Genomic DNA, 24319 nt, shown 5'->3' with positions numbered 1-24319 from the left:
AAATCGGACGTACGGTCGGAGCGCGCACCCCATTGGTTCGCGGCACGCCCACGGCAATCACTAGGCTTGCTGCTCATGAGTCACGTTCTCGCCGCGGTCGCCTGGCCCTACGCCAACGGCCCGCGCCACATCGGCCACGTATCCGGATTCGGCGTTCCCTCCGACGTCTTCTCCCGGTACATGCGGATGGCCGGTCACGACGTGCTCATGGTCTCCGGCACCGACGAACACGGCACCCCGATCCAGGTGCAGGCCGACGCCGAGGGGGTCACCCCGCGCGAGCTGGCCGACCGCTACAACCGGGTGATCGCCGAGGACCTGCGGGCGCTGGGCCTGTCGTACGACCTGTTCACCCGCACCACCACGCGCAACCACTACGCGGTGGTGCAGGAGCTGTTCACCGGGCTGCACCGCAACGGCTACATCGTCCCGAAGGTCACCACCGGGGCGATCTCCCCGTCCACCGGCCGGACGCTGCCCGACCGCTACATCGAGGGCACCTGCCCGATCTGCGGCTACGACAGCGCGCGCGGCGACCAGTGCGACAACTGCGGTAACCAGCTCGACCCGATCGACCTGATCGACCCCAAGTCGAAGATCAACGGGGAGACCCCGGAGTTCGTCGAGACCGAGCACTTCTTCCTCGACCTGCCCGCCCTGGCCGACGCGCTGCGGCAGTGGCTGGACACCCGCGACGGCTGGCGCCCGAACGTGCTGCGGTTCTCCCGCAACCTGCTCGACGACCTCCAGCCCCGGGCCATCACCCGCGACCTGGAGTGGGGCGTGCCGATCCCGCTCGACGACTGGCGCGACCGCCCGGACAAGCGGATCTACGTCTGGTTCGACGCGGTCATCGGCTACCTGTCCGCGTCCATCGAGTGGGCCCGGCGCACCGGCGACCCGGAGGCCTGGCGCAAGTGGTGGTCGGCGGACGGGGAGGGGAAGGACGCCCGCTCCTACTACTTCATGGGCAAGGACAACATCGTCTTCCACTCGGTGATCTGGCCGGCGCTGCTCGGCGGCTACTCCGGTGAGGGCGCCCGCGACGGCGAACCGGGCGAGCTGGGCCGGCTCAACCTGCCCACCGAGGTCGTCTCCAGCGAGTACCTGACCATGGAGGGACGGAAGTTCTCCTCCTCCCGCAAGGTGGTCATCTACGTCCGCGACTTCCTGGAGCGCTACGACGCCGACGCGCTGCGCTATTTCATCGCGGTGGCCGGCCCGGAGAGCAACGACACCGACTTCACCTGGGCCGAGTTCCTGCGCCGCAACAACGACGAGCTGGTCGCCGGCTGGGGCAACCTGGTCAACCGGTCCGTGTCCATGGCGGCGAAGAACTTCGGCGCGATCCCGCCGGTCGACCCGGCCGGGCTCACCGAGGCCGACCAGGCGCTGCTGGACATCGCGAAGGCCGGCTTCGCCACCGTCGGCGACCTGATCGCCCGGCACCGGCAGAAGCAGGCCATCGGCGAGGCCATGAAGGTCGTCGCCGAGGCCAACAAGTACCTCTCCGAGCAGGCGCCCTGGAAGCTCAAGGGCGAGGACGAGAAGCCCCGCATGGGCACCGTCCTGCACGTCGCGCTCCAGGTGGTCAGCGACGCCAACACGCTGCTCACCCCGTTCCTGCCGCACTCCGCCCAGAAGATCCACGAGCTGCTCGGCGGCACCGGCGTGCACGCGCCGATGCCCGTCATCGAGGAGGTCGACGACCTCGACGGCGGGCCGTCGTACCCGGTGCTGACCGGTGACTACACGGTCGGTGCGCGCTGGGAGTCCGTACCCCTGGAAGTGGGCCGGCCGCTCGCGGCGCCGAAGCCGGTGTTCCGCAAGCTCGACCCGTCCATCGTCGAGGAGGAGCTGGCCCGCCTGGCCGGCTGAGCACACGCGCGCACCGCGGCCCGGGGATCTCTCCCCGGGCCGCGGTCGTGCGCGCCGGTCAGGCGCGGGCCATGCTCGGCTTGCCGATGAACTCCATCACCGCCTTGTTGACCTCGCCCGCGTGGGTCCACGGGAGGCCGTGCGGTGCGTCCGGCAGCGTGACCAGCCGGGCGTCGGGCAGCATGCTCACCAGCCGCTGACCGGTGGCCGGGTACGGCAGCACCGCGTCCTTGTCGCCCTGGATGATCAGCACCGGCACGTCGATGTTCGGCAGGTCGGGCCGGAAGTCGCTCAGCCAGGCGTCCACCGAGTCGTGGGTGCCCTTCGCCGACGCCTGCGTGCCGATCTGCCAGTGGGCGTGGTACGCCTCGTTGCTGACCGCCCGGTCCCGCTTTCCGCCGGAGTCGAAGAACGCGTCGCAGAACGCGGTCAGGTAGGCGAACCGGTCCGCCAGGATGGCCTGCTGGAAGCCCTCGAACACGCTCTTCTCCACGCCCTGCGGGTCGTCGGCGGTCTTCAGCAGGTACGGCGCCAACGGCGAGATCAGCACCGCCCGGTCCACCCGGTCCGACCCGTACGCGCCCAGATAGCGGGTCACCTCACCGGTGCCCATGGAGTGCCCGACCAGGATCGCGTTCCGCAGGTCCAGTTCGGTCATCAGCACGTCGAGGTCGGCGGAGAACGTGTCGTAGTCGTAGCCCATGGCCGGCTGCGCGGAGTTGCCGAATCCACGCCTGTCGTACGTGATCACCCGGTATCCGGCGTCCAGCAGCGGACCGCTCACCTTCTCCCAGGTCGCCCCGTTGAACGGGAAACCGTGGATCAGCACGATCGGCTGACCGGAACCGTGATCCTCGTAGTACAGGTCGATGGGTGCGGAGTTCTCCGTACCGACGGTGACGAAAGGCATGTCGGGATTCCCCCTCGCGCGGGTTTCTCGGACACCCCACGCCTTCCCGACCTGCCCTCGTCTATTCGTGCCGGGCCGGATAGGGCAGGTCCACCACCCGGTCGTCGGCCAGCTCGGCGCCGGGCGCCCAGACCTCGTACACGCCGCGTTCCAGACACTGCGCGCCGGTCGCGGCCACCGCGTCCGGATCCGGGCGGCGCAGCCGCAACCGCAGCCAGCCGCCCTCCTCCCGCAGCACCAGGCAGGGCACCCCGCGCCAGGCCGCCGTGCGCACCCGCCGGGCCGCCGCGTCCACCGGGTACCGGGCCGCCCGGGTCATCGCCAGCACCCGGAACCCGCCCGGCTGGTCGGCCACCGCCTCGTACTCCGAACCGGCGTACGTGCCGACGAGCCGGGTGGAGCGGGGCGCCTCACCGGTCGGCACGTACTCCTGGTCGGCGGAGAGACCCGGCACCGCGGCGAGCAGGTGCCGCCACTGCGGGCCGGCCAGGCGCAGCCAGCCCCGCTGCTCCGCCTGGTAGGTGTAGAGGACCACCTCCACCCCGTCGGCCGGGTAGGCGAGCAGGGTGGCGTTCGCCGGCATCGGCAGGTCGGCGAACTCCCGGGTGACGAACTCCGGTACGAGCTGCGCGCTGCTCGGCACGAACCCGGTACCCAGCACCGGCGGCCCGAGCCGGTCCCGGGGCGGCAACGCCATGAGTCCCCGGTGCGCCGGGCCCACGGGCACGTCGTAGTCGGCCGGGTCGGCGGCCCGCCAGCGCACCGCGTACGCCACGTCGCCGCCCTCGGAGTCGCCCCGCAGCACCGCCATCCCGGCCGGTGTCCGCAGGTGCGCGACGTCGTGCTCCCGGTAGCAGAAGCCGTGCGGCAGCACGCCCCGCACGTACCCGGCGAGCTGCCGGGCGGAGAGCACCTTCACCATGCGGGTACCCGGCCGGATCACCGCCGACGCTCGCACGGCGGCGAGCGTCGGATCCGCCGCCGCGCCCGGCTGCTGGCTGAGCTGGTGTACGTACGCCCAGCCCCGGTCCCGGTGCACCGGCATCAGCAGCGGCGCGTCCGTGTCGTCGGCCGAACCGGCGCCCCCGTGCACCGCGTCGACCTCGGTCGCGTGCACGAACCGGCGCCACGGATAGCCGTTGCCGGGCCGGGGACACCACTCGAAACCGGGCGCCTCGTCGGCGCTGAACAACTCGTACGCCGCGCCCCGGGCGATCTCCTCCGCCGGATGCACCCGGCCGCCGTACGTCACGCGCAACCCGGCCCGGTCGGAGGCGGGCCCGCCGGCCTGGTCGGTGACTGTCACTCCAGGACGCTAAGCCCGCCAGATGTGAGGCATGTGAACAGCCGGTGGCGGTCCGGGAACGCAGCCCCGGGCGGGTGTGTGATGCTGGCCGCGATGACCGAGCAGACCGAGACCCGCAAGCAGCGCGCCGCCCGCCGGGCCGGGGAGTTCCCGCCCGCCCCCGAGCCGCTGCCCGTACCCGTGCCGGACAGCCACACCCACCTCGACATCACCGTCGGCGAGTTCGGCACGCCTCCCGGCGGCACCACCGGCGACGACCCGGTGGCCGCCGCGATCGACGTCGCCGCCCGGGCCGGCGTGGACCGGCTCGTCCAGGTCGGGGTGGACGTCGACTCGTCCCGGTGGAGCGCCGACGTCGCCGACCGGTACGCCCCGGTGCTCGCCACCGTCGCGCTGCACCCGAACGAGGCGCCCCGGCTGGCCGACCTGGACGAGGCGCTGCGCGAGATCGAGACCCTCGCCGGCCGGGACCGGGTCCGGGGCGTCGGCGAGACCGGGATGGACTTCTTCCGTACCGGCGACGACGGGCGGGCCGCGCAGGAGGAGAGCTTCCGGGCGCACATCGCCATCGCCAAGCGGCACGGCAAGGCGCTCGTCATCCACGACCGGGACGCGCACGCCGACGTGCTGCGCATCGTCGACGACGAGGGCGCCCCGGAAACCGTGGTCATGCACTGCTTCTCCGGCGACGCCGACTTCGCCCGCGAGTGCGTCCGGCGCGGCTTCCTGCTCAGCTTCGCCGGCACCGTCACGTTCGGCAGCGCCGCCGCGCTGCGCGAGGCCGCAGCCGTCACCCCGCCCGCGCAGATGCTCGTGGAGACCGACGCGCCCTACCTGACCCCGATGCCGTACCGGGGACGGCCCAACGCGTCGTACCTGATCCCGCTCACGGTCCGTTTCCTCGCCGAAACCACCGGCACCGACGTGGACGCCCTCTGCGCCGCCCTCTCCTCGAACGGTGAGCGAGCGTTCGGCCCGTGGCGTTGAGCGCGTTCGGTCCGTGGCGTTAAGAAGGGGCCCCTCCATATCGCGAGGCGTTAAGAAGGGGCCCTTCCTTCCCCGCGGGCGGGGGCGCTTACGCTACGGGGCGTGACCGGACTCCTCGGCCCGGCGGAGATCCGGGAACTCGCCGCGCGCCTCGGCGTCACGCCGACCAAGAAACTCGGCCAGAACTTCGTGCACGACCCCAACACCGTGCGCCGGATCGTCACCACCGCCGGGCTGACCCCCGACGACGTGGCGCTGGAGGTCGGCCCCGGGCTCGGCTCGCTCACGCTCGCCCTGCTCCCGGTCGCCGCGCACGTGCACGCTGTGGAACTCGACCCGGCGCTCGCCGCCGCGCTGCCGGAGACCGCCGCCCGCTTCGCCGGGACGGCCGCCGAGCGGCTCACCGTCCATCCGGCCGACGCGCTGCGGGTCACCGCCGACGACCTGGCCGGCCCGGCGCCCACAGCGCTGGTGGCGAACCTGCCCTACAACGTCGCCGTGCCGGTCGTGCTGCACCTGCTCGCCGAGCTGCCCACACTGCGCCACGGCCTGGTGATGGTGCAGAAGGAGGTCGCCGACCGGCTCGTCGCCGGTCCCGGCTCCAAGGTGTACGGCATCCCGTCGGTCAAACTCGCCTGGTACGCCCGCTCCCGCGCAGCCGGCAAGGTCCCGCCGAACGTGTTCTGGCCGGTGCCGAACGTCGACTCCGGCCTGGTCGCGTTCACCCGGCGCGAGCCGCCCCGGCCGGACGTACCCCGGAAGGCCGTCTTCGCCGTCGTCGACGCCGCGTTCGCCCAGCGCCGCAAGACGCTGCGCGCCGCCCTGGCCGGCTGGGCCGGCGGCGCGGACCGGGCCGCCGCCGCTCTCACCGCCGCCGGCGTGGACCCGTCCGCGCGGGGCGAATCGCTCACCGTCGAGCAGTTCGCCGCCATCGCCGCGTCGGCCCCGGACGCCCCCGGCGGCGAGCAGTAGGCTGGCGCCGTTGCCCGACCCCTCGCCGAGGAGCTGACAGTGCCGAAGCCGTTCGACATCCGCCCACGTCCGGTGGAGTCCACCCGGTGACCGAGGCATGGCGACCGGGGGACGAGGACGGGCAGCGGCGCGGGGCCAGCGGCCCGGTCAAGGTGCGGGTGCCCGCCAAGGTCAACCTGCATCTCGGGGTCGGACCGCTGCGGCGTGACGGCTACCACGAGCTGAACACCGTCTACCACGCGATCTCGATCTACGACGAGCTGACCGCCCGTCGCGGCGACACGCTCACCCTCACCATGGAGGGCGAGGGCGCCGGCGAGCTGGCGCTGGACGACACCAACCTGGCGCTGCGCGCCGCGCACGCGCTGGCCGGTTACGCGGGCGTCGCCCCGCACGCCCGGCTGCACCTGCGCAAGCAGATCCCGCTCGCCGGCGGGCTGGCCGGTGGCAGCGCCGACGCCGCCGCCGCGCTCGTCGCCTGCGACACGCTCTGGGGCACCGGGCTGTCCCGCGACGAGCTCGCCGGCATCGCCGCCGACCTCGGCTCGGACGTCCCGTTCCTCATCCACGGCGGCACCGCGCTCGGCACCGGCCGCGGCGAGGCGGTCAGCCCGGTGCTGGCCCGCCCCACCTCCTGGCACTGGGTGGTGGCGATCGCCGACGCCGGCCTGTCCACCCCGGCCGCGTACCGGGAACTGGACCGGCTGCGTGACGCCGGAGCCGCCGGCACGCCGCTGGGCAGCACCGACGCGCTGCTCGCCGCGCTGCGCCAGCGCGACCCGCGGGTGCTCGCCGCCACGCTCGGCAACGACCTCCAGGACGCCGCGCTGACCATGCGCCCCTCGCTGGCCGAGACGCTCAAGGCCGGCGAGGCCGCGGGGGCGCTCGCCGGCATCGTCTCCGGCTCCGGACCCACCTGCGTCTTCCTCGCCACCGGCGAGGCCGACGCCGTCCGGATCGCCGCCGAGATCACCGCCGCCGGGGTGTGCCGGGAGGCCCGCGTCGCGCACGGTCCGGTCGCCGGCGCCCGCGTGGTCTGACGCCCCGTACCCTTGACTCAGGCGTCCCGGGCCCCCGGGACGCCTGAGTCGTGAAGGGTGGGTCAGTGGCCAACATCGTCAACCTGGACCGGGTGTCCAAGGGGTACGGCGCCGCGGGGCCGCTGCTCACCGACGTCTCGCTCGGCCTCGACGACGCCGACCGGGTCGGTGTGGTCGGTCTCAACGGCGCCGGCAAGTCGACGCTGCTGCGCCTGCTCACCCGCACCGAGGAACCCGACGACGGCCGCGTCACCCACCGCCGCGACCTGCGGGTGGCCTGGCTGCCGCAGCGCCTGGACCTCGCCCCCGAACTGACCGTGCGGGACGTCGTGCTCGGCACCGCCTGGCTAGGCGAGAGCATGGGCGCCGAGCACGAGTGGGCCGGCGACGCGGGTGTCCGCGCCATCCTCGACGGCCTCGGCATGCCCCACCTCGGCCTGGACACGCCGGTCGGCCCGATGTCCGGCGGGGAACGCCGCCGGGTCGCGCTCGCCGCGCTGCTGGTCCGCGACGCCGACCTGCTCGTCCTCGACGAGCCCACCAACCACCTCGACGTCGGCGGCGTCGACTGGCTGGCCCGGCACCTCGTCACCCGCAAGGGCGCGCTCGTCGTGGTCACCCACGACCGCTGGTTCCTCGACGCCGTCTGCACCACCACCTGGGAGGTCGCCGACCAGACCGTCCGGGCGTACGAGGGCGGCTTCGCCGCGTGGACGCTCGCCCGCGTCGAACGGCAACGCGTCGCCGCCGCCACCGAGGCCCGCCGGCAGAACCTGCTCCGCAAGGAGATCGCCTGGCTGCGCCGGGGCGCCCCCGCACGCACCTCGAAGCCCAAGTTCCGCATCGACGCGGCGAACGCGCTGATCGCCGACGTGCCGGAACCCCGCGACACCATGTCGCTGCAGCGGCTCGCCACCGCCCGGCTCGGCAAGCAGGTGTACGACCTCGAACACGTCCGGCTGCACGCCGGCCCGAAGGAGATCCTGCACGACACCACCTGGCAGGTCGGGCCCGGCGACCGGGTCGCGATCCTCGGCCGCAACGGCGCCGGCAAGACCACCCTGCTGCGGATGCTCGCCGGGGTGACCGGCCCCGACGGCGGGCGCTTCGCCGCCGGGCAGACCGTCCGGCCCGCGTTCCTGTCCCAGGAACTCGCCGAACTCCCCGGCCACCTGCGCGTGCTGGAAGCCGTCGAGGAGGTGGCCCGGCGTGTGCAGTTCGGCGACCGGGAGATCAGCGCCGCCCAGCTCGCCGAGATCTTCGGCTTCGACGACAAGCGGCTCTGGACCCCGGTGAGCGACCTGTCCGGCGGCGAGCGCCGCCGCCTGCAGATGCTGCGGCTGCTCGCCGGGGAGCCGAACGTGCTCCTGCTCGACGAGCCCACGAACGACCTGGACACCGACACGCTCGCCGCGCTGGAGGACCTGCTCGACTCCTGGCCCGGCAGCATCGTGGTGGCCAGCCACGACCGCTACCTGATCGAGCGGGTCACCGACGTCGCGTACGGCATGTTCGGCGACGGCCGGCTGGTGCACCTGCCCGGCGGCGTCGACGAGTACCTCGCGCGCGCCGCCGCGGCCGGCGGCCCGGCACCCGCCGATCTCACCCCGGCCACGGCGGCGCCGGCGCGCGAGGGCATGTCAGCGGCCGAGGTACGCGTCGCGAAGAAGGAACTCAACCGGCTGGAACGGCAGATCGCCAAGCTCGAACAGAAGGAGGCGGGCCTGCACGAGCAGCTCGCCGCGAACGCCACCGACTACGCCCGGGTCGCCGAGCTGGACGCCCAGCTCAAGGAGGTACGTGCCGAGCGGGACCGCACCGAGGAGACCTGGCTGTCCCTCGCCGAGGAGCTCCCGGGCGGCTGACCTGCCGCCGGGGTGGGGGGTGTGCGGCGTCACTGACCGGCGTACGGGACAATCACCTGTGGAACCCTCGTCCGAACGGTCTTTTGGAGACGCAGAGATGGCCCACACCCCCGTCAACCACCCCGCGCGGCCGATCTACCGGGCGATCGGCGGGCTCGTTGGTCTGTACTTCGTCGTCTTCGGCGGCCTCGGCATCATCGCCAGCGCCGGCAACGACTTCCTCGCCCAGGACGACACCAAGGTCCTCGGCCAGGGCACCAACATGGCGTTCTCGCTGCTGTCGGTGCTGGTCGGCGTCGTGATCCTGGTCGGCACCGCGATCGGCCGCAACCTCGACGTGGCGATCAACCAGTGGCTGGCCTACACGCTGATGGTGATCGGCCTGGCCGCGCTGGCGTTCCTGCAGACCGACGCCAACATCTTCAACTTCTCGATCATGACCGACGTCGTGGTCCTGACCCTGGCGCTGGTGCTCCTGATGGTCGGCATGTACGGCAAGGTCGGCTCCGACGACGAGCACGAGGCATGGCAGAAGGCCCGCCTGGTGCTTTGATCCCGTCTCTCACCGAAGGCCCGGCGCGCTGCGCCGGGCCTTCGGTGTTTTCCGGACGCGACCGGACAACGCAGGTGACAATTGCCCCGAATCAGTCACACGGCTGGAGGGCACCATGGCGCACTTCCCGGTGAACCACCCCGCGCGGCCGCTCTACCGGGTGCTGTCCGGGCTCATCGGCCTCTACATCCTGGTCTTCGGCGTCTTCGGCGTCTTCCAGACCTGGGGCGAAGGACTGTTCGGCCGGGACAGCGACTGGGCGCTCGGCCTGCGTACCAACCTGGCCTTCTCGCTGGTTTCCGTGGTCTTCGGTGCGGTCCTGCTGATCGGGGCGTCCCGCCGCGACAACCTCGGCCACTACATGAACCTCACCGCCGGCGTGGTCTTCCTGGTCACCGGCATCCTGATGATGTCGGTGCTCCAGACCCCGGCGAACTTCCTGAACTTCTCGATGTCGACAGTCATCGTGTCGCTGCTGTTCGGGCTGGTCCTGCTCGCCACCGGCCTCTACGACAAGGTCGGCACCGCCGAGCACGCCGAGGAGGAGCGGCAGCGCCGCTACCACCCCATCGGTGAGCGCTGACGCGGCTGTTGCGCTGACGCGGCGTCAGCCCCGGGGGATCGGCCCGGGTTTCGACTCCAGGTGCGACAACCCGTTCCAGGCCAGGTTCACCAGGTGCGCCGCCACCGTCTCCTTGCGCGGCTTACGCACCTCCAGCCACCAGCGGCCGGTCAGCGCCACCATGCCCACCAGCGCCTGGGAGTAGAGCTCCGCCAGCTTCGGGTCGTACCCCCGGATGGAGAACTCGCCCGCCAGGATGTGCTCCACCTGGTGCGCCACGTCGTTCATCACGCTGCTGAAGTTGCCCGTCGCCGACATCAGCGGCGACTCCCGGACCAGCACCCGGAACCCGCTGGTCTCCTCCTCGATGTAGGTCAGCAGCGTCAGCGCGGCCTGCTCCAGCAGCTCCCGCGGGTTGCCCGCGGTCAGCGCCGTGGTGATCCGGTCGAGCAGGGCGCGGACCTCCCGGTCCACCACCACCGCGTAGAGCCCCTCCTTGCCGCCGAAGTGCTCGTAGACCACCGGCTTGGAGACCTTGGCACGCGCCGCCACCTCCTCGATCGAGGTCGCGTCGAAGCCGCGCTCGGCGAAGATCTGCCGGGCGATCGAGATCAACTGCTCGCGCCGCTGCGTCGCGGACATCCGCACCCGGGAGGGCTTCGCCGCCGGCACGGGCCGCCGACGGGTGCGGTCGCTGCCGGATACGTCGGTCACCCGTCCATCCTGCCAGGCGCGACGCTCTTGGTCAGACCGGCTGCTGTCGTACGTACGTCCTAATCTGCGCCGGTGGCCGTCGATGATGAGTCCGGTAGTCGTCCGCCCTCTTACCGGGGGTGGAAGCCGGAGCTGCATGCGCGGGCGCTGGCTCTGCGGCGAGCCGGCTCACCGGTGGGGGAGATCGCGAGGGTGCTCGACGTCTCGAAGTCCACGGCATACCTGTGGACCCGGCATGTGCCGCTGGATCCGGAGCTGGTGCGCCGGCGCCGGCGGGTCGCCCAGCAGGCGCGTGCCGACGCGCAGTGGAGCGCGCACCGGGCGGCGCGGGACGCGGCCCGGGCCGAGGTGGTGGCCGCGTCGGCGGACTGGGTGCGGCGCCTCGACCGGCGCGAGTTGTTGCTGATCGGCGCGGCGATCTACTGGTGTGAGGGTGGCAAGGCGAAGCCCTGGCGTCCGAACGACTGCCGGATCAAATTCGTCAACAGCGATCCGTTGCTGGTGATGCTCTTCCTTCGCTTCCTGAACGCCGTCGAGGTGCCGGTCGAGGACCGGAGGTTCCGGGTGAGCATCCACGAGACGGCGGACGACGCGGCTGCGGTGCGGTGGTGGGCGGCTCGGGTAGGCGTGCCGGCGGAGAGCTTCCAGCCCACCACGATCAAGAGGCACCGGCCGCTGACCAGGCGCAAGAACGTCGGAGCCGACTACCACGGCTGCCTGACCGTGCACGTCGTGGGTGGAACCCGTCTCTATTGGAGGATCGAAGGGATCATGAAAGGAATGAGCAATGAAGATCCACCTCGTGACCGGTAAGGTGTAGGCAGCCGACGGGCGTAATACTATTTGCCCGTTTTCGACCATCCCGGGTCGTCTAATGGCAGGACGTCAGGTTTTGGTCCTGATTATAGGGGTTCGAATCCTCTCCCGGGAGCTTCTGCTGTTTGCCCTCCGTCGCGTGGTTAGCATGACCGCGAGACTGTCGCCGTCCCGACGGGAGCCACGTCGTGTCCCAGCCCCACCTCCGCACCGTTGTCGTGCTCGCCGCCGGTGAGGGCAAGCGGATGAAGTCGTCCCTGCCCAAGGTGCTGCACCCGCTGCTCGGCCGTACCCTGCTCGGTCACGTCCTGGCCGCGGCCGGTCCGCTGGGCGCGGACCGCTCGGTGGTCGTGGTCGGCCACGGCGCCGACCAGGTCCGGGAGCACCTGACCGAGGTCGCCCCGGGTGCCACGCCGGTGCTCCAGGAGCGCCAGCTCGGCACCGGGCACGCGGTCCGCATCGCGCTGGACGCGGTGCCGGACGCGACCGGCACCGTCGTGGTGATCAACGGGGACGTGCCGCTGCTGCGGCCGGAGACGGTCCAGGCGCTCGTCGAGGCGCACGAGGAGGCCGCCGCGGCGGCGACAGTGCTGGCCGCCGAGGTGCCGGACCCGACCGGTCTGGGCCGGATCGTGCGGGACGCGCAGGGGCACCTGGAGCAGATCGTCGAGGAGCGCGACGCCACCCCCCAGCAGCGCGCGCTGCGGGAGATCAACGCGGGCATCTACGCGTTCGACGCGGCTCGCCTGCGGGAGGCGCTGGGCAAGCTCTCCACGGACAACGACCAGGGCGAGGAGTACCTGACCGACGTCTTCGCGCTGCTGCGCGACGCCGGTGAGCCGGTGGCCGTGCACTGCGCCGCCGACCACGTGGAGACGCTCGGCTGCAACGACCGGGTCGAGCTGGCCGCGCTGCGCCGCCTGCTGCGCGACCGGATCAACGAGGGCTGGATGCGTACCGGGGTCAGCATCCTCGACCCGCACACCACCTGGATCGACGTGACCGTGACCGTCGAGCGGGACGCGGTGATCGACCAGAACACGCAGCTCCAGGGCGCGACAGTGGTCGGCGAGGGCGCGCTCGTCGGCCCGGACACCACGCTCGTGGACACGGTTGTGGGCGCGGGCGCGAGCATCGTGCGCAGCCACGCGCTCGGCGCCGAGGTGGGCCCGCAGGCGAGCGTCGGCCCGTACGCGTACCTGCGGCCGGAGTCGCGGCTGGGCCGCAAGGCGAAGGTCGGCACGTTCGTGGAGACCAAGAAGGCGTCGATCGGTGACGGGTCGAAGGTGCCGCACCTGTCGTACGTGGGCGACGCGACGATCGGCGACCACAGCAACATCGGCGCGGCCACCGTCTTCGTCAACTACGACGGGGTACGCAAGCACCACACCACCATCGGCAGTCACGCCCGTACCGGAGCGGACAACATGTTCGTGGCGCCGGTGCGGGTGGGCGACGGCGCGTACACCGCTGCGGGTTCGGTGATCACCGGAGACGTGCCGCCGGGCGCGATGGCGGTGGCGCGTGGTCAGCAGCGCAACGTGGAGGGCTGGGTACTGCGCAAGCGGGCCGGTACTGACGCCGCGGAGGCGGCGCGGCGGGCCGGTGAGGGTGCGCCGGACACGGGCGGCGCCGCAAGCGAAGGTGACTGAATCCACGGGGATCGGCGGGCCGTGGGTGGATCGCTGAACCGGGGGCATACTGCAACCGAACAGTCCCCGGCCCCACCGCCGCCGGGCACCACCGACATACGGGAGCAGACGGGCCCATGGGCAGCATCGTCGCCGAAAACCGCAAGAGCCTGATGCTCTTCTCCGGGAGGGGTTTTCCGGAGCTGGCCAAGGAGATCGGTGAGGTGCTCGGCGTCGCGCCGACGCCGGCCGACGCGTACGACTTCGCCAACGGCGAGATCTTCGTACGGTACAAGGACTCGGTCCGTGGTTCGGACGCCTTCGTGGTGCAGTCCGTGACGCACGGCGTGAACACCTGGGTCATGGAGACCCTGATCATGGTCGACGCGCTGAAGCGCGGCTCGGCCAAGCGGATCACCGTGGTACTGCCGTTCTACCCGTACTCGCGGCAGGACAAGAAGCACCGCGGCCGGGAGCCGATCTCGGCGCGGCTGATCGCGGACCTGCTGAAGACGGCGGGCGCGAACCGGATCCTGACCGTGGACCTGCACACCGCGCAGATCCAGGGCTTCTTCGACGGCCCGGTGGACCACCTGTTCGCGATGGACGTGCTGGCCGAGTACGTGGAGCACAAGTACGCGGGCCGGCCGATGACGGTGGTCGCGCCGGACTCGGGCCGGGTACGCGTGGCCGAGCGCTGGACCGACCGGCTGGGCGGCTGCCCGCTGGCGTTCATCCACAAGACCCGCGATCCGCTCAAGCCGAACCAGGTGGTGGCGAACCGGGTGGTCGGTGAGGTCGAGGGCCGGGTGTGCCTGATCGTGGACGACATGATCGACACTGGTGGCACGATCACCAAGGCGGCGGACATCCTCAAGGAGCAGGGCGCGGCGGAGATCGTGGTCGCCTCGACCCACGCGCTGCTGTCCGACCCGGCGACGGAGCGGCTGAAGAACAGCCCGATCAGCGAGGTCGTGGTGACGAACACGCTGCCGCTGCCGTCGGAGAAGCAGCTGGACAAGCTGACCGTACTGTCGATCGCCCCGCTGCTGGCGCGGGCGATCCGGGAGGTCTTCGACGACGGCTCGGTGACCACCCTGTTCGGTGGCCTGAGCTGAGCGTGCGGTCCGGTCGCCGGGAGTTCCCGGCGGCCGGGCCGATGCCCTGCGGAACCGGCGGGGCGGTGATATGGGGGACTGCCGGAGAGCCGGGAATTCCCTCGGGTAGACTGGTGCGGTTGCCACGGCGAGGGTGCCCGGCGGGCTGCTGACAAGCACCGCACGGAGGCGCCGTCATCGACGCGGTGCTCCGGGCGGTCGTTCATGACCCTAGCCCCAGCGAGCCCCTCGCCCCAGCACCGCCAGACGACAAGCCGCCGCAGCGAAGCATCAGGAGTTTCCCCGTGTCCGAGGTAAAGATCAGCGCCGAGCCCCGTACCGAGTTCGGCAAGGGTGGTGCCCGTCGTACCCGCCGGGCCGGCAAGGTGCCCGCCGTGCTGTACGGCCACGGCGAGAAGCCCAAGCACATCGCGCTTCCGGCGCGGGAGTTCGCCGCCGCGATCCGTAAGGGCGGCGCGAACCAGCTCTTCGCGATCGAGGTCAGCGACGGCACCCAGGTGCTGGCGCTGCCGAAGGCGATCCAGCGTGACCCGATCAAGGACACCTTCGAGCACGTGGACCTGCTGCTGGTCCGCCGTGGCGAGAAGGTCACCGTCGAGGTCCCGGTCCAGCTGACCGGTGAGGCCGCGAAGGACACCCTGATCGTGCACGACCACGACACGCTGTCGGTGACCGCCGACGCGACCAAGGTGCCGGACCACCTGGAGGCGTCGATCGAGGGCGCCGAGCCGGGCACCACGATCACCGCCGCCGACGTCGAGCTGCCGGCCGGCGTCGAGCTGGCCACCGACGAGGAGACCGCTGTCGCCTCGGTGACCGCCGCTCCGACCGCCGAGCAGCTCGAGGCCACCCTCCCCGAGGTCGAGGAGGCCACCGAGGAGGCCGAGGCCGAGGTCGGCGAGGAGACCGCCGAGGGTGCCGAGGGCGCTCCGGCCGCCGAGGGCGAGGAGGCCCCGGCCGAGGCGAAGACCGAGGCCTGACCGGTCCGCAAGGCTGTGCGACAGGCGTCCCCGGTTCCCGGGGGCGCCTGTCGGCGTATCGGGACGGCTGGTCGGGCGAGCGAGCGGGAAGGGGCGTCGGGTGACGGACGAGGCGGGACCGTGGCTGGTGGTCGGCCTGGGCAACCCCGGCCGGGAGTACGCGGGCAACCGGCACAACGTCGGGTTCATGGTGGCCGACCTGCTGGCGGCCCGGGTGGGCGCGAAGTTCGGGCGGCACAAGCGTGCGATGGCCGAGGCCGCGGAGGGGCGGCTGGGGTTCGGCGGCCCGAAGCTGGTGCTGCTGAAGCCGTTGACGTACATGAACCTCTCCGGCGGTCCGGTGGCCGGGCTGGCGCAGTTCCACAAGATCCCGCCGGCGCACGTGATCGCGGTGCACGACGAGCTGGACATCCCGTACGGGCAGGTGCGGGTGAAGTGCGGCGGCGGCGAGGGCGGGCACAACGGCCTGCGCTCGATGTCGAAGTCGCTCGGCACCAAGGACTACGTGCGGGTGCGGTTCGGCATCGGCCGGCCGCCGGGCCGGCAGGACCCGGCTGACTACGTACTCTCGGATTTCTCTTCGTCGGAGCGCAAGGAGCTGGAGTTCCTGGTGGACCGCGCGGCGGACGTGGTGGAGTCCGTGGTTCTGAAGGGCGTGGAGCCGACGCAGAACCTGTACCACGGGAGTTGAGCGGCGGGGCGGAGCCCGGCCGGTAGCCTCGGGCGACGGGAGCGAAGGCGGGTGACGGGAGCAGCATGGGCAGTCCTCCGATGATCGACGGCGGGTTCGCCCGGTGGCTGGCGTCCCGGGCCGGTCAGGCGCTGACGGCCCTGCGCGCGGAGATGGGCTTCGCCGACGCGGGCGCGCTCCGGTCGGCCGGCGACAAGGTCTCGCACGATCTGATCCGCACCGAGCTGGCGAAGTGGCGGCCGGCGGACGCGGTGCTGTCGGAGGAGGACGAGGGCTCGCGGCTGGCCTGGACGGCGGAGGTGACAGACGCGGCGCTGTCGCGCCTGACCGCGGACCGGGTCTGGATCATCGACCCGCTGGACGGCACCCGGGAGTACGCGGAGGAGGGGCGCGCGGACTGGGCGGTGCACGTGGCGCTCTGGTCGCGTAACGCGTCGCGGCCGCACGGTCTGGTGGCGGGCGCGGTGGCGCTGCCGGCCCAGCACCGGGTGCTCGGCACGGACCACCCGCCGGCGTACCCGCCGATGACAGTGGAGGCGGCCACCGGGGGCGGCGCGCGGGTCATCCGCTTGGCGGCCAGCCGTAGCCGTCCGCCGGTTTTCCTGACCGACCTGGCAGAGGACGTCGGCGCTCATCTGGTTCCGATGGGCTCGGCGGGCGCGAAGATCGCCGCCGTGGTCACGGGTGAGGTCGACGCGTACATCCACGCGGGCGGTCAGTACGAGTGGGATTCGGCCGCTCCGGTCGCTGTGGCGACGGCCACCGGTCTGCATGCTTCCCGGATCGACGGTTCTGCGCTGAAATACAACGGGGCCGACCCACGCCTACCGGATCTGCTGGTCTGCCGCAAGGATCTCGCGAGTCGGTTGCTTGCAGCGTTGCAGCGGCATTCCGGGTAACCTGAGCGTTCTTCTTCACGAGTCCGACCTGAAAGGTCTGGAATCCGATGTACGGATCCGTGCGAATCGAGTTCGTGTCATGACGTCCCCCGCCGCGTACCAGGTGTCGCACCTCGACGCGCTCGAGGCGGAGAGCATCTTCGTGATGCGCGAGGTCGTCGCCGAGATGGAACGGCCGGTGCTGCTGTTCTCCGGCGGCAAGGACTCGATCGTGATGCTCCGGTTGGCCCAGAAGGCGTTCGCGCCGGCCAACATCCCCTTCCCGGTGATGCACGTGGACACCGGGCACAACTTCCCCGAGGTGCTCGACTACCGCGATCAGCGGGTGGCCGAGCTGGGCCTGCAGCTCATCGTGGCGAGCGTGCCGGAGGCGCTGAACAAGGGCCTGGTCCGCGAGTCGGCCGACGGCATGCGCAACCGGATCCAGACGCCGGTGCTGCTGGAGGCGGTGGAGAAGCACCGCTTCGACGCGCTGTTCGGCGGCGCCCGGCGCGACGAGGAGAAGGCGCGGGCCAAGGAGCGGGTGTTCAGCTTCCGCGACGAGTTCGGCCAGTGGGATCCGAAGAACCAGCGTCCGGAGCTGTGGGCGCTCTACAACGGCCGGCACCACCCGGGCGAGTCGATCCGGGTGTTCCCGCTGTCGAACTGGACCGAGCTGGACGTCTGGCACTACATCGAGCGGGAGCGGATCCCGCTGCCGTCGATCTACTACGCGCACGAGCGCGAGGTGATCGAGCGCGACGGCATGCTCTACGCGGTGAACGAGTTCTTCCGGGCCCGCGCCGGTGAGCAGCCGTTCAAGGCGCAGGTGCGGTACCGGACCGTGGGTGACGCCTCCTGCACCGCGGCGGTCCGCTCGGACGCCGACACGGTGGAGAAGGTGATCGAGGAGGTGGCCGCCACGCGGATCACCGAGCGCGGCGCGACCCGCGGCGACGACCGGGTCAGCGAGGCCGCCATGGAGGACCGCAAGCGAGAGGGCTACTTCTGATGAGCGTCGAGACCCTGGCCCCGGCCGAGAGTGAGACCGCGCGGCCGATGGACCTGCTGCGGTTCGCCACCGCGGGCAGCGTCGACGACGGCAAGTCGACGCTGATCGGCCGTCTGCTCTACGACACCAAGTCGCTGTTCAGTGACCAGCTCGCCGCCGTCGAGGCGGTCAGCGCGGCCCGGGGCGACGAGTACACGAACCTGGCGCTGCTCACCGACGGCCTGCGCGCCGAGCGGGAGCAGGGCATCACCATCGACGTGGCGTACCGCTACTTCGCCACGCCGCGGCGGAAGTTCATCATCGCCGACACCCCGGGGCACATCCAGTACACCCGGAACATGGTCACCGGCGCCTCCACCGCCGACCTGGCGCTGATCCTGGTGGACGCGCGTAAGGGCCTGGTGGAGCAGTCCCGCCGGCACGCGTTCCTCTGCTCGCTGCTGCGGGTGCCGCACCTGGTCCTGTGCGTGAACAAGATGGACCTGGTGGACTGGTCGCAGGAGGTCTACGAGCGGATCGCGGACGAGTTCACCGCGTTCGCCGCGAAGCTCGACGTGCCGGACCTGACTGTGGTGCCGGTGTCCGCGCTGCAGGGCGACAACATCGTCACCCGCTCGGAGAACATGCCCTGGTACGAGGGCCCGTCGCTGCTGCACCACCTGGAGCGGGTGCACATCGCGTCGGACCGCAACCTGGTCGACGTGCGGTTCCCGGTGCAGTACGTGATCCGGCCGCAGTCCACCACCGTCACCGACTACCGGGGTTACGCCGGTCAGGTGGCCTCCGGCGTGCTCAAGCCGGGCGACGAGGTGATGGTGCTGCCGTCGGGCTTCACCAGCCGGATCGCCGCGGTGGAGACCGCGGACGGCCCGGTGGACGAGGCGTTCCCGCCGATGTCGGTGACGGTCCGGCTGACCGACGAGCTGGACATCTCCCGCGGCGACATGATCTGCCGGCCGAACAACGCCCCGATGGCCGTGCAGGACATCGAGGCGATGATCTGCTGGATGGACGAGACGCGGCCGTTGCAGGTCGGCGGCAAGTACGCGATCAAGCACACGACCCGTTCGGCGCGGGCGATCGTGCGCGGGCTGCACTACCGGCTGGACATCAACTCGCTGCACCGCGACGAGACGGCCGGTGAGCTGAAGCTCAACGAGATCGGCCGGGTCCGGCTGCGCACCACGGTTCCGCTGCTGGCCGACGAGTACCGCCGTAACCGCACCACCGGCGGCTTCGTGATCATCGACGAGTCGACGAACCGTACGGTCGGCGCCGGCATGATCGTCGAGGCCGGCTGACCCTGGTTTGTAAGGAAGGGCCCCTTGTTAACAGTGCGCTGTTAACAAGGGGCCCTTCCTCTACCGCAGGCGTTAATAAGGGGCCCTTCCTTACAGGCGGGTGACGCCACCGGCGGGCAGGACGGTGAGCGTGCCGGGGGCGGTGAAGCCGCGCTCGGCGTACGCCTCGGTCACGGCGGCCGCCACCGCGTCGGCGGCGTCGGCGTCGGCGTCGACCAGGGCGAGCACGCAGCCGCCGAAGCCGCCGCCGGTCATCCGCGCGCCGTACGCGCCGGCGGCCAGCGCCGCCTCGACCGCGGTGTCGATCTCCGGCACGGTGATCTCGAAGTCGTCGCGCATGGAGGCGTGCGAGGCGGTCAGCAGCGGACCGGTGTCGCGGACCCGGCCGGCGCGCAGCAGCGCGACGGTGTCGAGCACCCGCTGGTTCTCGGTCACCACGTGCCGGACCCGGCGGCGGGTCTCGTCGTCGTCGAGGCGCGCCAGCGCGGCGTCGAGGTCGGTCACGTCGACGTCGCGCAGCGCTGTCACCCCGAGCGTCGCGGCGGCCTGCTCGCAGCTCTTGCGCCGAGCGGCGTACTCGCCGTCCGCGTGCCGGTGCGGCGCCCGGCTGTCGATCACCAGCACGGCCAGCCCGGCGCCGTCCAGGTCGAACGGGATCTGCTCGACCTCCTCGGTGCGGCAGTCGAGGAACAGCGCGTGCCCGGCCCGGCCGCGGATCACCGCGGACTGGTCCATGATCCCGGTGGGCGCGCCGACGTAGTCGTTCTCGGCCCGCTGGGCGAGCCGCGGCCACCGGCCGGCGGGCAGGTCGAGCCCGCCGAGGTCGACCAGGGCGGCCAGCACCGCCGACTCGATCGCCGCCGACGAGGAGAGCCCGGAGCCGACCGGCACGTCGGAGGCGACGGCGAGCCGCGCGCCCGGGACGTCGTGGCCGTCGGCGCGCAGCGCCCACACCACCCCGGCCACGTAGGCGGCCCAGCCGTCGACCCGGCCGGGCTCGTCGGCCTCCGCCGCGCCGAACTCGACCGGTTCGTCGTCCAGCTCCGACCAGACGGTCCAGCGGCCGTCGGGGGCGGGCGCGGCGGCGACCACGGTACGCAGCGGCAGCGCGAAGGGCAGCACGAAGCCGTCGTTGTAGTCGGTGTGCTCGCCGATCAGGTTGACCCGGCCGGGAGCTGCCCAGCGGCCCGCCGGCTCGGTGCCGTACCGCTGCCGGAAGCCGGCGGTGGCGCGGTCGGCGACGGTCATGAGGGCTGTCCCGCGACGTGTGCCCGGTAGAACGCCCAGGCGTCGCCGACCATGTCGTGCAGGGTGGGCTTGGCCGGCGTCCAGCCCAGCTCGTCGCGGGCCAGCGCGGAGGATGCGACCAGCTCGGCCGGGTCGCCCTCGCGGCGGGGGGCCACCTCGACCGGCACCGGGTGCCCGGTGACCTCGCGGACCACGTCGACCACCTGCCGGTTGGTGAAGCCGTTGCCGTTGCCGAGGTTGTAGATGCGGTGCCGGCCCGGGGTGGCCGCGTCCAGCGCGAGCAGGTGGGCGCGGGCCAGGTCTTCGACGTGGATGTAGTCGCGGACGCAGGTGCCGTCGACTGTGGGGTAGTCGTCGCCGAAGAGCTGGAGCTTCTCCCGCCGTCCGGCGGCCACGTCGAGCGCGATCGGGATGAGGTGCGTCTCCGGGTCGTGCCGCTCGCCGATGGCCAGCCCGTCGCGCAGGTACGCCCCGGCGACGTTGAAGTAGCGCAGCGAGACGGCGGCCAGGTCGTGCGCGATCGCCTCGGAGGTGAGCGCCATGTCGACGGCCAGCTTGGTGGCGCCGTAGGTGCTGGTGGGCGCCTTGACGGCGGTCTCCGGGATGGGCAGCTCGGTGGGGTTGCCGTAGACGGCGGCGGTGGAGGAGAAGACCATCCGGGGCACCCGGGCGGCACGGACCGCGTCGATGAGCGCGATCGAGCCGACCGTGTTGGTGTGCCAGTACAGCTCGGGGCGGATCATCGACTCGCCGGCGGCGATCAGGGCGGCGAAGTGCAGCACGCCGTCGAACCCGGCGTCGGGGGTGAGCACCCGGGCGGCCTCGTGCACCGGCAGCTCGACGTGGGTGGCGTCGGGGGCGAGGGCCTCCCGGTGACCGGTGCGCAGGTCGTCCAGCACGGTCACCTGGTGGCCGTGGTCGAGCAGCATCCGGGTCACCACGCTGCCGATGTAGCCGGCGCCGCCGGTGACGAGCAGTTTCACGTCGGTCCTCCTGCCTGGGCCGCGTCCCGCGGCGGCCGTCCCGCGATCACCCTACGGCCGAGGGCTGTGTCGCGGCTGTCGAGTTGAGTCCGCCTCCATTCCATCATAATCCTTCATGATTGAACAGATCCGAACATCGGGCCGAGCGTAGGGTAGCCGCTGTCTACCATCCTTCTCATGCGGGAGGGTGGTGGTCCCGGGCCCCGGCGGCGACCGTCGGGGCGGCCCCGACGCGAACCCGGCCCGCTGGCCCGCACCGTGGCCCGTCTCGTGGTGCGCGGCGCCGACGGCGCCACCCGCCTGGTGACCGCCCTGCTCGGGGCCAGCCCCACCGCCGGGCGGGAACGGATCAGCGAGGCCGAACTACGGGACCTGGTCGCGGCGAACACGCTGCTCGACCCGGACGAGCGGCGGATCATCGACGAGGTGCTGGTGGCCGGCGCCCGGCTCGTCCGCGAGGTGATGGTGCCCCGCACCGAGGTGGTCTTCCTCAGCGCGGCGCTCCCGCTGACACAGGCCCAGCGGCTGGTCCGGGCCGACCCGCACACCCGCTACCCGGTGGTCGACGGCACCCACGACGACGTGGTCGGCCTGGTGCACCTGCGGGACGTGCTGCTGCGCCCGGACGCGGACCGGCTGCTCCTGGTCGGCGACCTGATCCGGGAGGTGAAGCGCCTGCCGGACAGCAAACGCGTGCTGGCGGCGCTCACCGAGATGCGCCGGGAGGGCCACCACCTGGCCGTCGTCGTCGACGAGTACGGCGGCACCGCCGGCATCGTCACCTGCGAGGACCTGGTCGAGGAACTGGTCGGGGAGATCCGCGACGACGAGCACGGCCCGCTCGAACCGGAACCCGCCGGCCTGCCCGCGGTCGTCGACGGCCGGCTCAACCTGACCGACTTCGCCGAGCGCACCGGGGTGCCGCTGCCCGCCGGGCCGTACGAGACGGTGGGCGGGTACGTGATGGCCGCCCTGGGCCGGCTGCCCGTGGCGGGCGACGAGGTGCCGGTGGCTGTCGACCCGGCCACCGGATCGGTCCCCGCCGATCCGGCGGGCTGGCTGCTGCGGGTGCTTACGCTCGACGGCCGGCGGGTGTCCCGCCTGGCGGTCTCCGCCGCGCGGCTGCCCGAGCCCCGGCGTGAGGTGAACGGTCCGCTTCCGCCCGTACCCGCCCGATCCACCGGCCCGTCATGACGGACGCCGGGGCTTGCTGACAGAATTGCCGCCATGTCCGACGTACCCGCCCGCCCGCGCGTCTTCTCCGGCATCCAGCCGACGGCCGACTCGTTCCACCTCGGCAACTACCTGGGCGCGCTGCGGCACTGGGTGGCGTTGCAGGACAGCCACGACGCCTACTACTGCGTCGTCGATCTGCACGCGATCACCGCGGGGCACGACCCGAAGGTGCTCAAGCGCCGCAGCCGGCTCGCCGCCGCGCAGCTGTTCGCGCTCGGCCTGGACCCGGAGCGCAGCACGCTGTTCGTGCAGTCGCAGGTGCCCGAGCACTCGCAGCTGGCCTGGGTGCTCGGCTGCATCACCGGCTTCGGCGAGGCCGGCCGGATGACCCAGTTCAAGGACAAGTCGCAGAAGCAGGGCAGCGAGCGGGCCAGCGTCGGCCTGTTCACGTACCCGATCCTCCAGGCCGCGGACATCCTGCTCTACCAGGCGAACGCGGTGCCGGTCGGCGAGGACCAGCGGCAGCACCTGGAGCTCTCCCGCGACCTGGCGCAGCGGTTCAACTCGCTGTTCGGACGCACCTTCACAGTGCCCTCCCCGCACATCGTGAAGGACACCGCGAAGATCACCGACCTCCAGGACCCGACGGCCAAGATGTCGAAGTCGTCGTCCTCGCCGGCCGGCATCATCGACCTGCTGGAGGACCCGGCCCGGTCGGCCAAGAAGATCCGCTCGGCGGTCACCGACACCGGCCGCGAGATCGTCTTCGACGCCGAGGGCAAGCCGGGCATCACCAACCTGCTGACGATCTACTCCGCGCTGTCCGGCCGGTCCGTCGACGACCTGGTCGCCGCGTACGACGGCAAGGGCTACGGCGACCTGAAGAAGGACCTCGCCGAGGTGGTGCGGGAGTTCGTCACGCCGATCCAGGAACGCACGAACGCCTACCTGAACGACCCGGCCCAGCTCGACAAGCTGCTGGCGCGGGGCGCGGAGAAGGCCCGGTCGGTGGCCGCCGGGACGCTGCGGGACGCGTACGAGCGGGTCGGCTTCTTCCCGCCGGTGCGGTTCGAGTAACGGCCCGGACGGGCGGGAACGGGTGACGCAGCCGGTGGCCGGAGGGGTGGCGCGCGACGTGGCGGGCAGTGACACGGCGCCGGGCGGCGCGGACACGATCCAGATCGGGATCGCGGTCGACGTCCCCGAGCCCTGGGGCGGGCTGCTCACCCGCCGCCGGGTCGAGGCCGGCGACCCGCTCGCCGTCCCCGCGCACGTCACCCTCCTCGGGCCCACCGAGATCCCGGTACGCGCGCTGCCCGCCGTCGAGGAGCACCTGGACCGGGTCGCCGCCGCGCACCTGCCGTTCACGCTGCACCTGCGCGGCACCGGCACGTTCCGCCCGGTCACCCAGGTGGTGTTCGTGGCGGTGGCGGCCGGGATCAGCGAGTGCGAACTGCTGGCCGCCGCGATCAACTCGGCCCCCGAGCTGCGGCGCGAGCTGCGCTTCCCGTACCACCCGCACGTCACTGTGGCGCAGGACGTGCCGCCCGAGGTGCTCGACAGGGCGTACGAGGACCTGGCCGACTTCTCCGCGTTGTTCCAGGTGGACGCGTTCACGCTGTTCTCGCACAGCGGGGCGACCCGGTGGCAGCCCCGCCGCGACTTCCGGCTCGGCGGCCGGAGCTGAACATCCGACCG

22 protein-coding genes, 1 tRNA gene and 1 pseudogene are annotated in these 24319 nt (G+C 72.0%); 19 read left to right on the top strand and 5 right to left on the bottom strand.

Going from position 1 to position 24319, the window contains the following annotated elements; genetic code table 11:
• Nucleotides 1-75 precede the first annotated feature (75 nt).
• Nucleotides 76-1878: a methionine--tRNA ligase gene (gene metG / locus FB455_RS19495; protein WP_071098894.1), complete on the top strand. Its 1803-nt coding sequence runs from the start codon at nt 76-78 to the stop codon at nt 1876-1878.
• A gap of 58 nt (nt 1879-1936) precedes the next feature.
• Here metG and FB455_RS19490 read toward each other — a convergent pair whose 3' ends face one another.
• Both FB455_RS19490 and FB455_RS19485 read right to left on the bottom strand, forming a co-directional pair.
• Entirely contained in the window at nt 1937-2788 is an 852-nt protein-coding gene (locus FB455_RS19490; RefSeq protein ID WP_145754453.1) for an alpha/beta fold hydrolase, read from the bottom strand.
• A 61-nt stretch (nt 2789-2849) separates the two neighbouring features.
• Entirely contained in the window at nt 2850-4094 is a 1245-nt protein-coding gene (locus FB455_RS19485) for a hypothetical protein (RefSeq protein ID WP_013473945.1), read from the bottom strand.
• 81 nt (nt 4095-4175) lie between these two features.
• On the opposite strand from FB455_RS19485, the gene FB455_RS19480 reads away from it, so the two are divergent.
• The 6 genes from FB455_RS19480 (at nt 4176) to FB455_RS19455 (ending at nt 10094) form a co-directional block, all read left to right on the top strand.
• Nucleotides 4176-5081: a TatD family hydrolase gene (locus FB455_RS19480; RefSeq protein ID WP_091330237.1), complete on the top strand. Its 906-nt coding sequence runs from the start codon at nt 4176-4178 to the stop codon at nt 5079-5081.
• 102 nt (nt 5082-5183) lie between these two features.
• Nucleotides 5184-6053: a 16S rRNA (adenine(1518)-N(6)/adenine(1519)-N(6))-dimethyltransferase RsmA gene (gene rsmA, locus FB455_RS19475; protein ID WP_013283947.1), complete on the top strand. Its 870-nt coding sequence runs from the start codon at nt 5184-5186 to the stop codon at nt 6051-6053.
• A gap of 86 nt (nt 6054-6139) precedes the next feature.
• A complete protein-coding gene (locus FB455_RS19470) occupies nt 6140-7093 on the top strand; it encodes a 4-(cytidine 5'-diphospho)-2-C-methyl-D-erythritol kinase (RefSeq protein ID WP_013283948.1) in 954 nt (317 codons plus the stop codon).
• A 65-nt stretch (nt 7094-7158) separates the two neighbouring features.
• The gene (locus tag FB455_RS19465) at nt 7159-8958 is read left to right on the top strand and encodes an ABC-F family ATP-binding cassette domain-containing protein (RefSeq protein ID WP_145754451.1); all 1800 of its coding nucleotides are present in this window, start codon (nt 7159-7161) and stop codon (nt 8956-8958) included.
• A 97-nt stretch (nt 8959-9055) separates the two neighbouring features.
• Nucleotides 9056-9511 (top strand): DUF4383 domain-containing protein, encoded by a 456-nt coding sequence (locus tag FB455_RS19460; protein ID WP_013283950.1) that lies wholly within the window; start codon nt 9056-9058, stop codon nt 9509-9511.
• Between the two features lie 115 nt (nt 9512-9626).
• Nucleotides 9627-10094, top strand: a complete 468-nt coding sequence (locus tag FB455_RS19455) for a DUF4383 domain-containing protein (RefSeq protein ID WP_013283951.1) — start codon at nt 9627-9629, stop codon at nt 10092-10094.
• A 24-nt stretch (nt 10095-10118) separates the two neighbouring features.
• Here FB455_RS19455 and FB455_RS19450 read toward each other — a convergent pair whose 3' ends face one another.
• Complete coding sequence (locus tag FB455_RS19450; RefSeq protein ID WP_013283952.1) at nt 10119-10787, bottom strand: TetR family transcriptional regulator; 669 nt, start codon at nt 10785-10787, stop codon at nt 10119-10121.
• Between the two features lie 192 nt (nt 10788-10979).
• Here FB455_RS19450 and FB455_RS19445 point away from each other — a divergent pair, with 192 nt between their 5' ends.
• The 9 genes and pseudogenes from FB455_RS19445 to FB455_RS19405 all read left to right on the top strand — a co-directional run bounded on the left by FB455_RS19445 (nt 10980) and on the right by FB455_RS19405 (nt 19214).
• Nucleotides 10980-11600 (top strand): resolvase, encoded by a 621-nt coding sequence (locus FB455_RS19445; RefSeq protein WP_145754449.1) that lies wholly within the window; start codon nt 10980-10982, stop codon nt 11598-11600.
• 47 nt (nt 11601-11647) lie between these two features.
• A tRNA-Gln gene (locus FB455_RS19440) sits at nt 11648-11718 on the top strand.
• A 73-nt stretch (nt 11719-11791) separates the two neighbouring features.
• Nucleotides 11792-13315: pseudogene (gene glmU, locus FB455_RS19435) on the top strand (bifunctional UDP-N-acetylglucosamine diphosphorylase/glucosamine-1-phosphate N-acetyltransferase GlmU); the annotation flags it as partial.
• Nucleotides 13316-13371: 56 nt separating this feature from the next.
• On the top strand, nt 13372-14352 hold the full coding sequence (locus FB455_RS19430; protein WP_013283956.1) for a ribose-phosphate diphosphokinase: 981 nt from the start codon (nt 13372-13374) through the stop codon (nt 14350-14352).
• A 284-nt stretch (nt 14353-14636) separates the two neighbouring features.
• The gene (locus FB455_RS19425; RefSeq protein WP_013283957.1) at nt 14637-15332 is read left to right on the top strand and encodes a 50S ribosomal protein L25/general stress protein Ctc; all 696 of its coding nucleotides are present in this window, start codon (nt 14637-14639) and stop codon (nt 15330-15332) included.
• A 100-nt stretch (nt 15333-15432) separates the two neighbouring features.
• Complete coding sequence (gene pth, locus FB455_RS19420; protein WP_145754446.1) at nt 15433-16023, top strand: aminoacyl-tRNA hydrolase; 591 nt, start codon at nt 15433-15435, stop codon at nt 16021-16023.
• Nucleotides 16024-16088: 65 nt separating this feature from the next.
• The gene (locus tag FB455_RS19415; protein WP_030274093.1) at nt 16089-16922 is read left to right on the top strand and encodes an inositol monophosphatase family protein; all 834 of its coding nucleotides are present in this window, start codon (nt 16089-16091) and stop codon (nt 16920-16922) included.
• A gap of 79 nt (nt 16923-17001) precedes the next feature.
• Nucleotides 17002-17913, top strand: a complete 912-nt coding sequence (cysD, locus tag FB455_RS19410; RefSeq protein WP_013283960.1) for a sulfate adenylyltransferase subunit CysD — start codon at nt 17002-17004, stop codon at nt 17911-17913.
• Nucleotides 17913-19214, top strand: a complete 1302-nt coding sequence (locus tag FB455_RS19405) for a sulfate adenylyltransferase subunit 1 (protein ID WP_013283961.1) — start codon at nt 17913-17915, stop codon at nt 19212-19214. Before cysD ends, FB455_RS19405 begins: the two co-directional genes overlap by 1 nt.
• 90 nt (nt 19215-19304) lie before the next feature.
• Here the strand turns inward: FB455_RS19405 and galK are convergent, their stop codons facing one another.
• Both galK and galE read right to left on the bottom strand, forming a co-directional pair.
• Nucleotides 19305-20462 (bottom strand): galactokinase, encoded by a 1158-nt coding sequence (galK, locus tag FB455_RS19400; protein WP_145754444.1) that lies wholly within the window; start codon nt 20460-20462, stop codon nt 19305-19307.
• Nucleotides 20459-21445 carry a UDP-glucose 4-epimerase GalE gene (gene galE, locus FB455_RS19395; protein WP_013283963.1) on the bottom strand — a complete coding sequence of 329 codons (987 nt, stop codon included), beginning with the start codon at nt 21443-21445 and terminating at the stop codon, nt 20459-20461. The genes galK and galE overlap by 4 nt, the downstream gene beginning before the upstream one ends.
• 177 nt (nt 21446-21622) lie before the next feature.
• Here galE and FB455_RS19390 point away from each other — a divergent pair, with 177 nt between their 5' ends.
• Genes FB455_RS19390 through FB455_RS19380 form a run of 3 tightly spaced genes read left to right on the top strand, consistent with a single transcriptional unit; the run spans nt 21623 to nt 24308 of the window.
• Entirely contained in the window at nt 21623-22639 is a 1017-nt protein-coding gene (locus tag FB455_RS19390; protein WP_176739734.1) for a hemolysin family protein, read from the top strand.
• 33 nt (nt 22640-22672) lie between these two features.
• Entirely contained in the window at nt 22673-23698 is a 1026-nt protein-coding gene (gene trpS / locus FB455_RS19385) for a tryptophan--tRNA ligase (RefSeq protein WP_145754441.1), read from the top strand.
• A gap of 22 nt (nt 23699-23720) precedes the next feature.
• On the top strand, nt 23721-24308 hold the full coding sequence (locus tag FB455_RS19380; protein ID WP_013283966.1) for a 2'-5' RNA ligase family protein: 588 nt from the start codon (nt 23721-23723) through the stop codon (nt 24306-24308).
• The last annotated feature ends 11 nt before the right edge of the window (nt 24309-24319 follow it).

Source organism: Micromonospora sp. CNZ296 (genome assembly GCF_007827635.1).
Note: the sequence above shows the minus strand (reverse complement) of the source record. Positions and strands in the feature narration are given on the sequence as shown.

Bases quoted from the DNA above. Each gene is read 5' to 3' on its own strand.
- metG (WP_071098894.1), top strand. From the start codon at position 76: ATGAGTCACGTTCTCGCCGCGGTCGCCTGGCCCTACGCCAACGGCCCG.
- FB455_RS19490 (WP_145754453.1), bottom strand. From the start codon at position 2,788: ATGCCTTTCGTCACCGTCGGTACGGAGAACTCCGCACCCATCGACCTG.
- FB455_RS19480 (WP_091330237.1), top strand. From the start codon at position 4,176: ATGCTGGCCGCGATGACCGAGCAGACCGAGACCCGCAAGCAGCGCGCC.
- FB455_RS19460 (WP_013283950.1), top strand. From the start codon at position 9,056: ATGGCCCACACCCCCGTCAACCACCCCGCGCGGCCGATCTACCGGGCG.
- FB455_RS19455 (WP_013283951.1), top strand. From the start codon at position 9,627: ATGGCGCACTTCCCGGTGAACCACCCCGCGCGGCCGCTCTACCGGGTG.
- FB455_RS19430 (WP_013283956.1), top strand. From the start codon at position 13,372: ATGGGCAGCATCGTCGCCGAAAACCGCAAGAGCCTGATGCTCTTCTCC.
- FB455_RS19415 (WP_030274093.1), top strand. From the start codon at position 16,089: ATGGGCAGTCCTCCGATGATCGACGGCGGGTTCGCCCGGTGGCTGGCG.
- cysD (WP_013283960.1), top strand. From the start codon at position 17,002: ATGACGTCCCCCGCCGCGTACCAGGTGTCGCACCTCGACGCGCTCGAG.
- FB455_RS19405 (WP_013283961.1), top strand. From the start codon at position 17,913: ATGAGCGTCGAGACCCTGGCCCCGGCCGAGAGTGAGACCGCGCGGCCG.
- galK (WP_145754444.1), bottom strand. From the start codon at position 20,462: ATGACCGTCGCCGACCGCGCCACCGCCGGCTTCCGGCAGCGGTACGGC.
- FB455_RS19390 (WP_176739734.1), top strand. From the start codon at position 21,623: ATGCGGGAGGGTGGTGGTCCCGGGCCCCGGCGGCGACCGTCGGGGCGG.
- trpS (WP_145754441.1), top strand. From the start codon at position 22,673: ATGTCCGACGTACCCGCCCGCCCGCGCGTCTTCTCCGGCATCCAGCCG.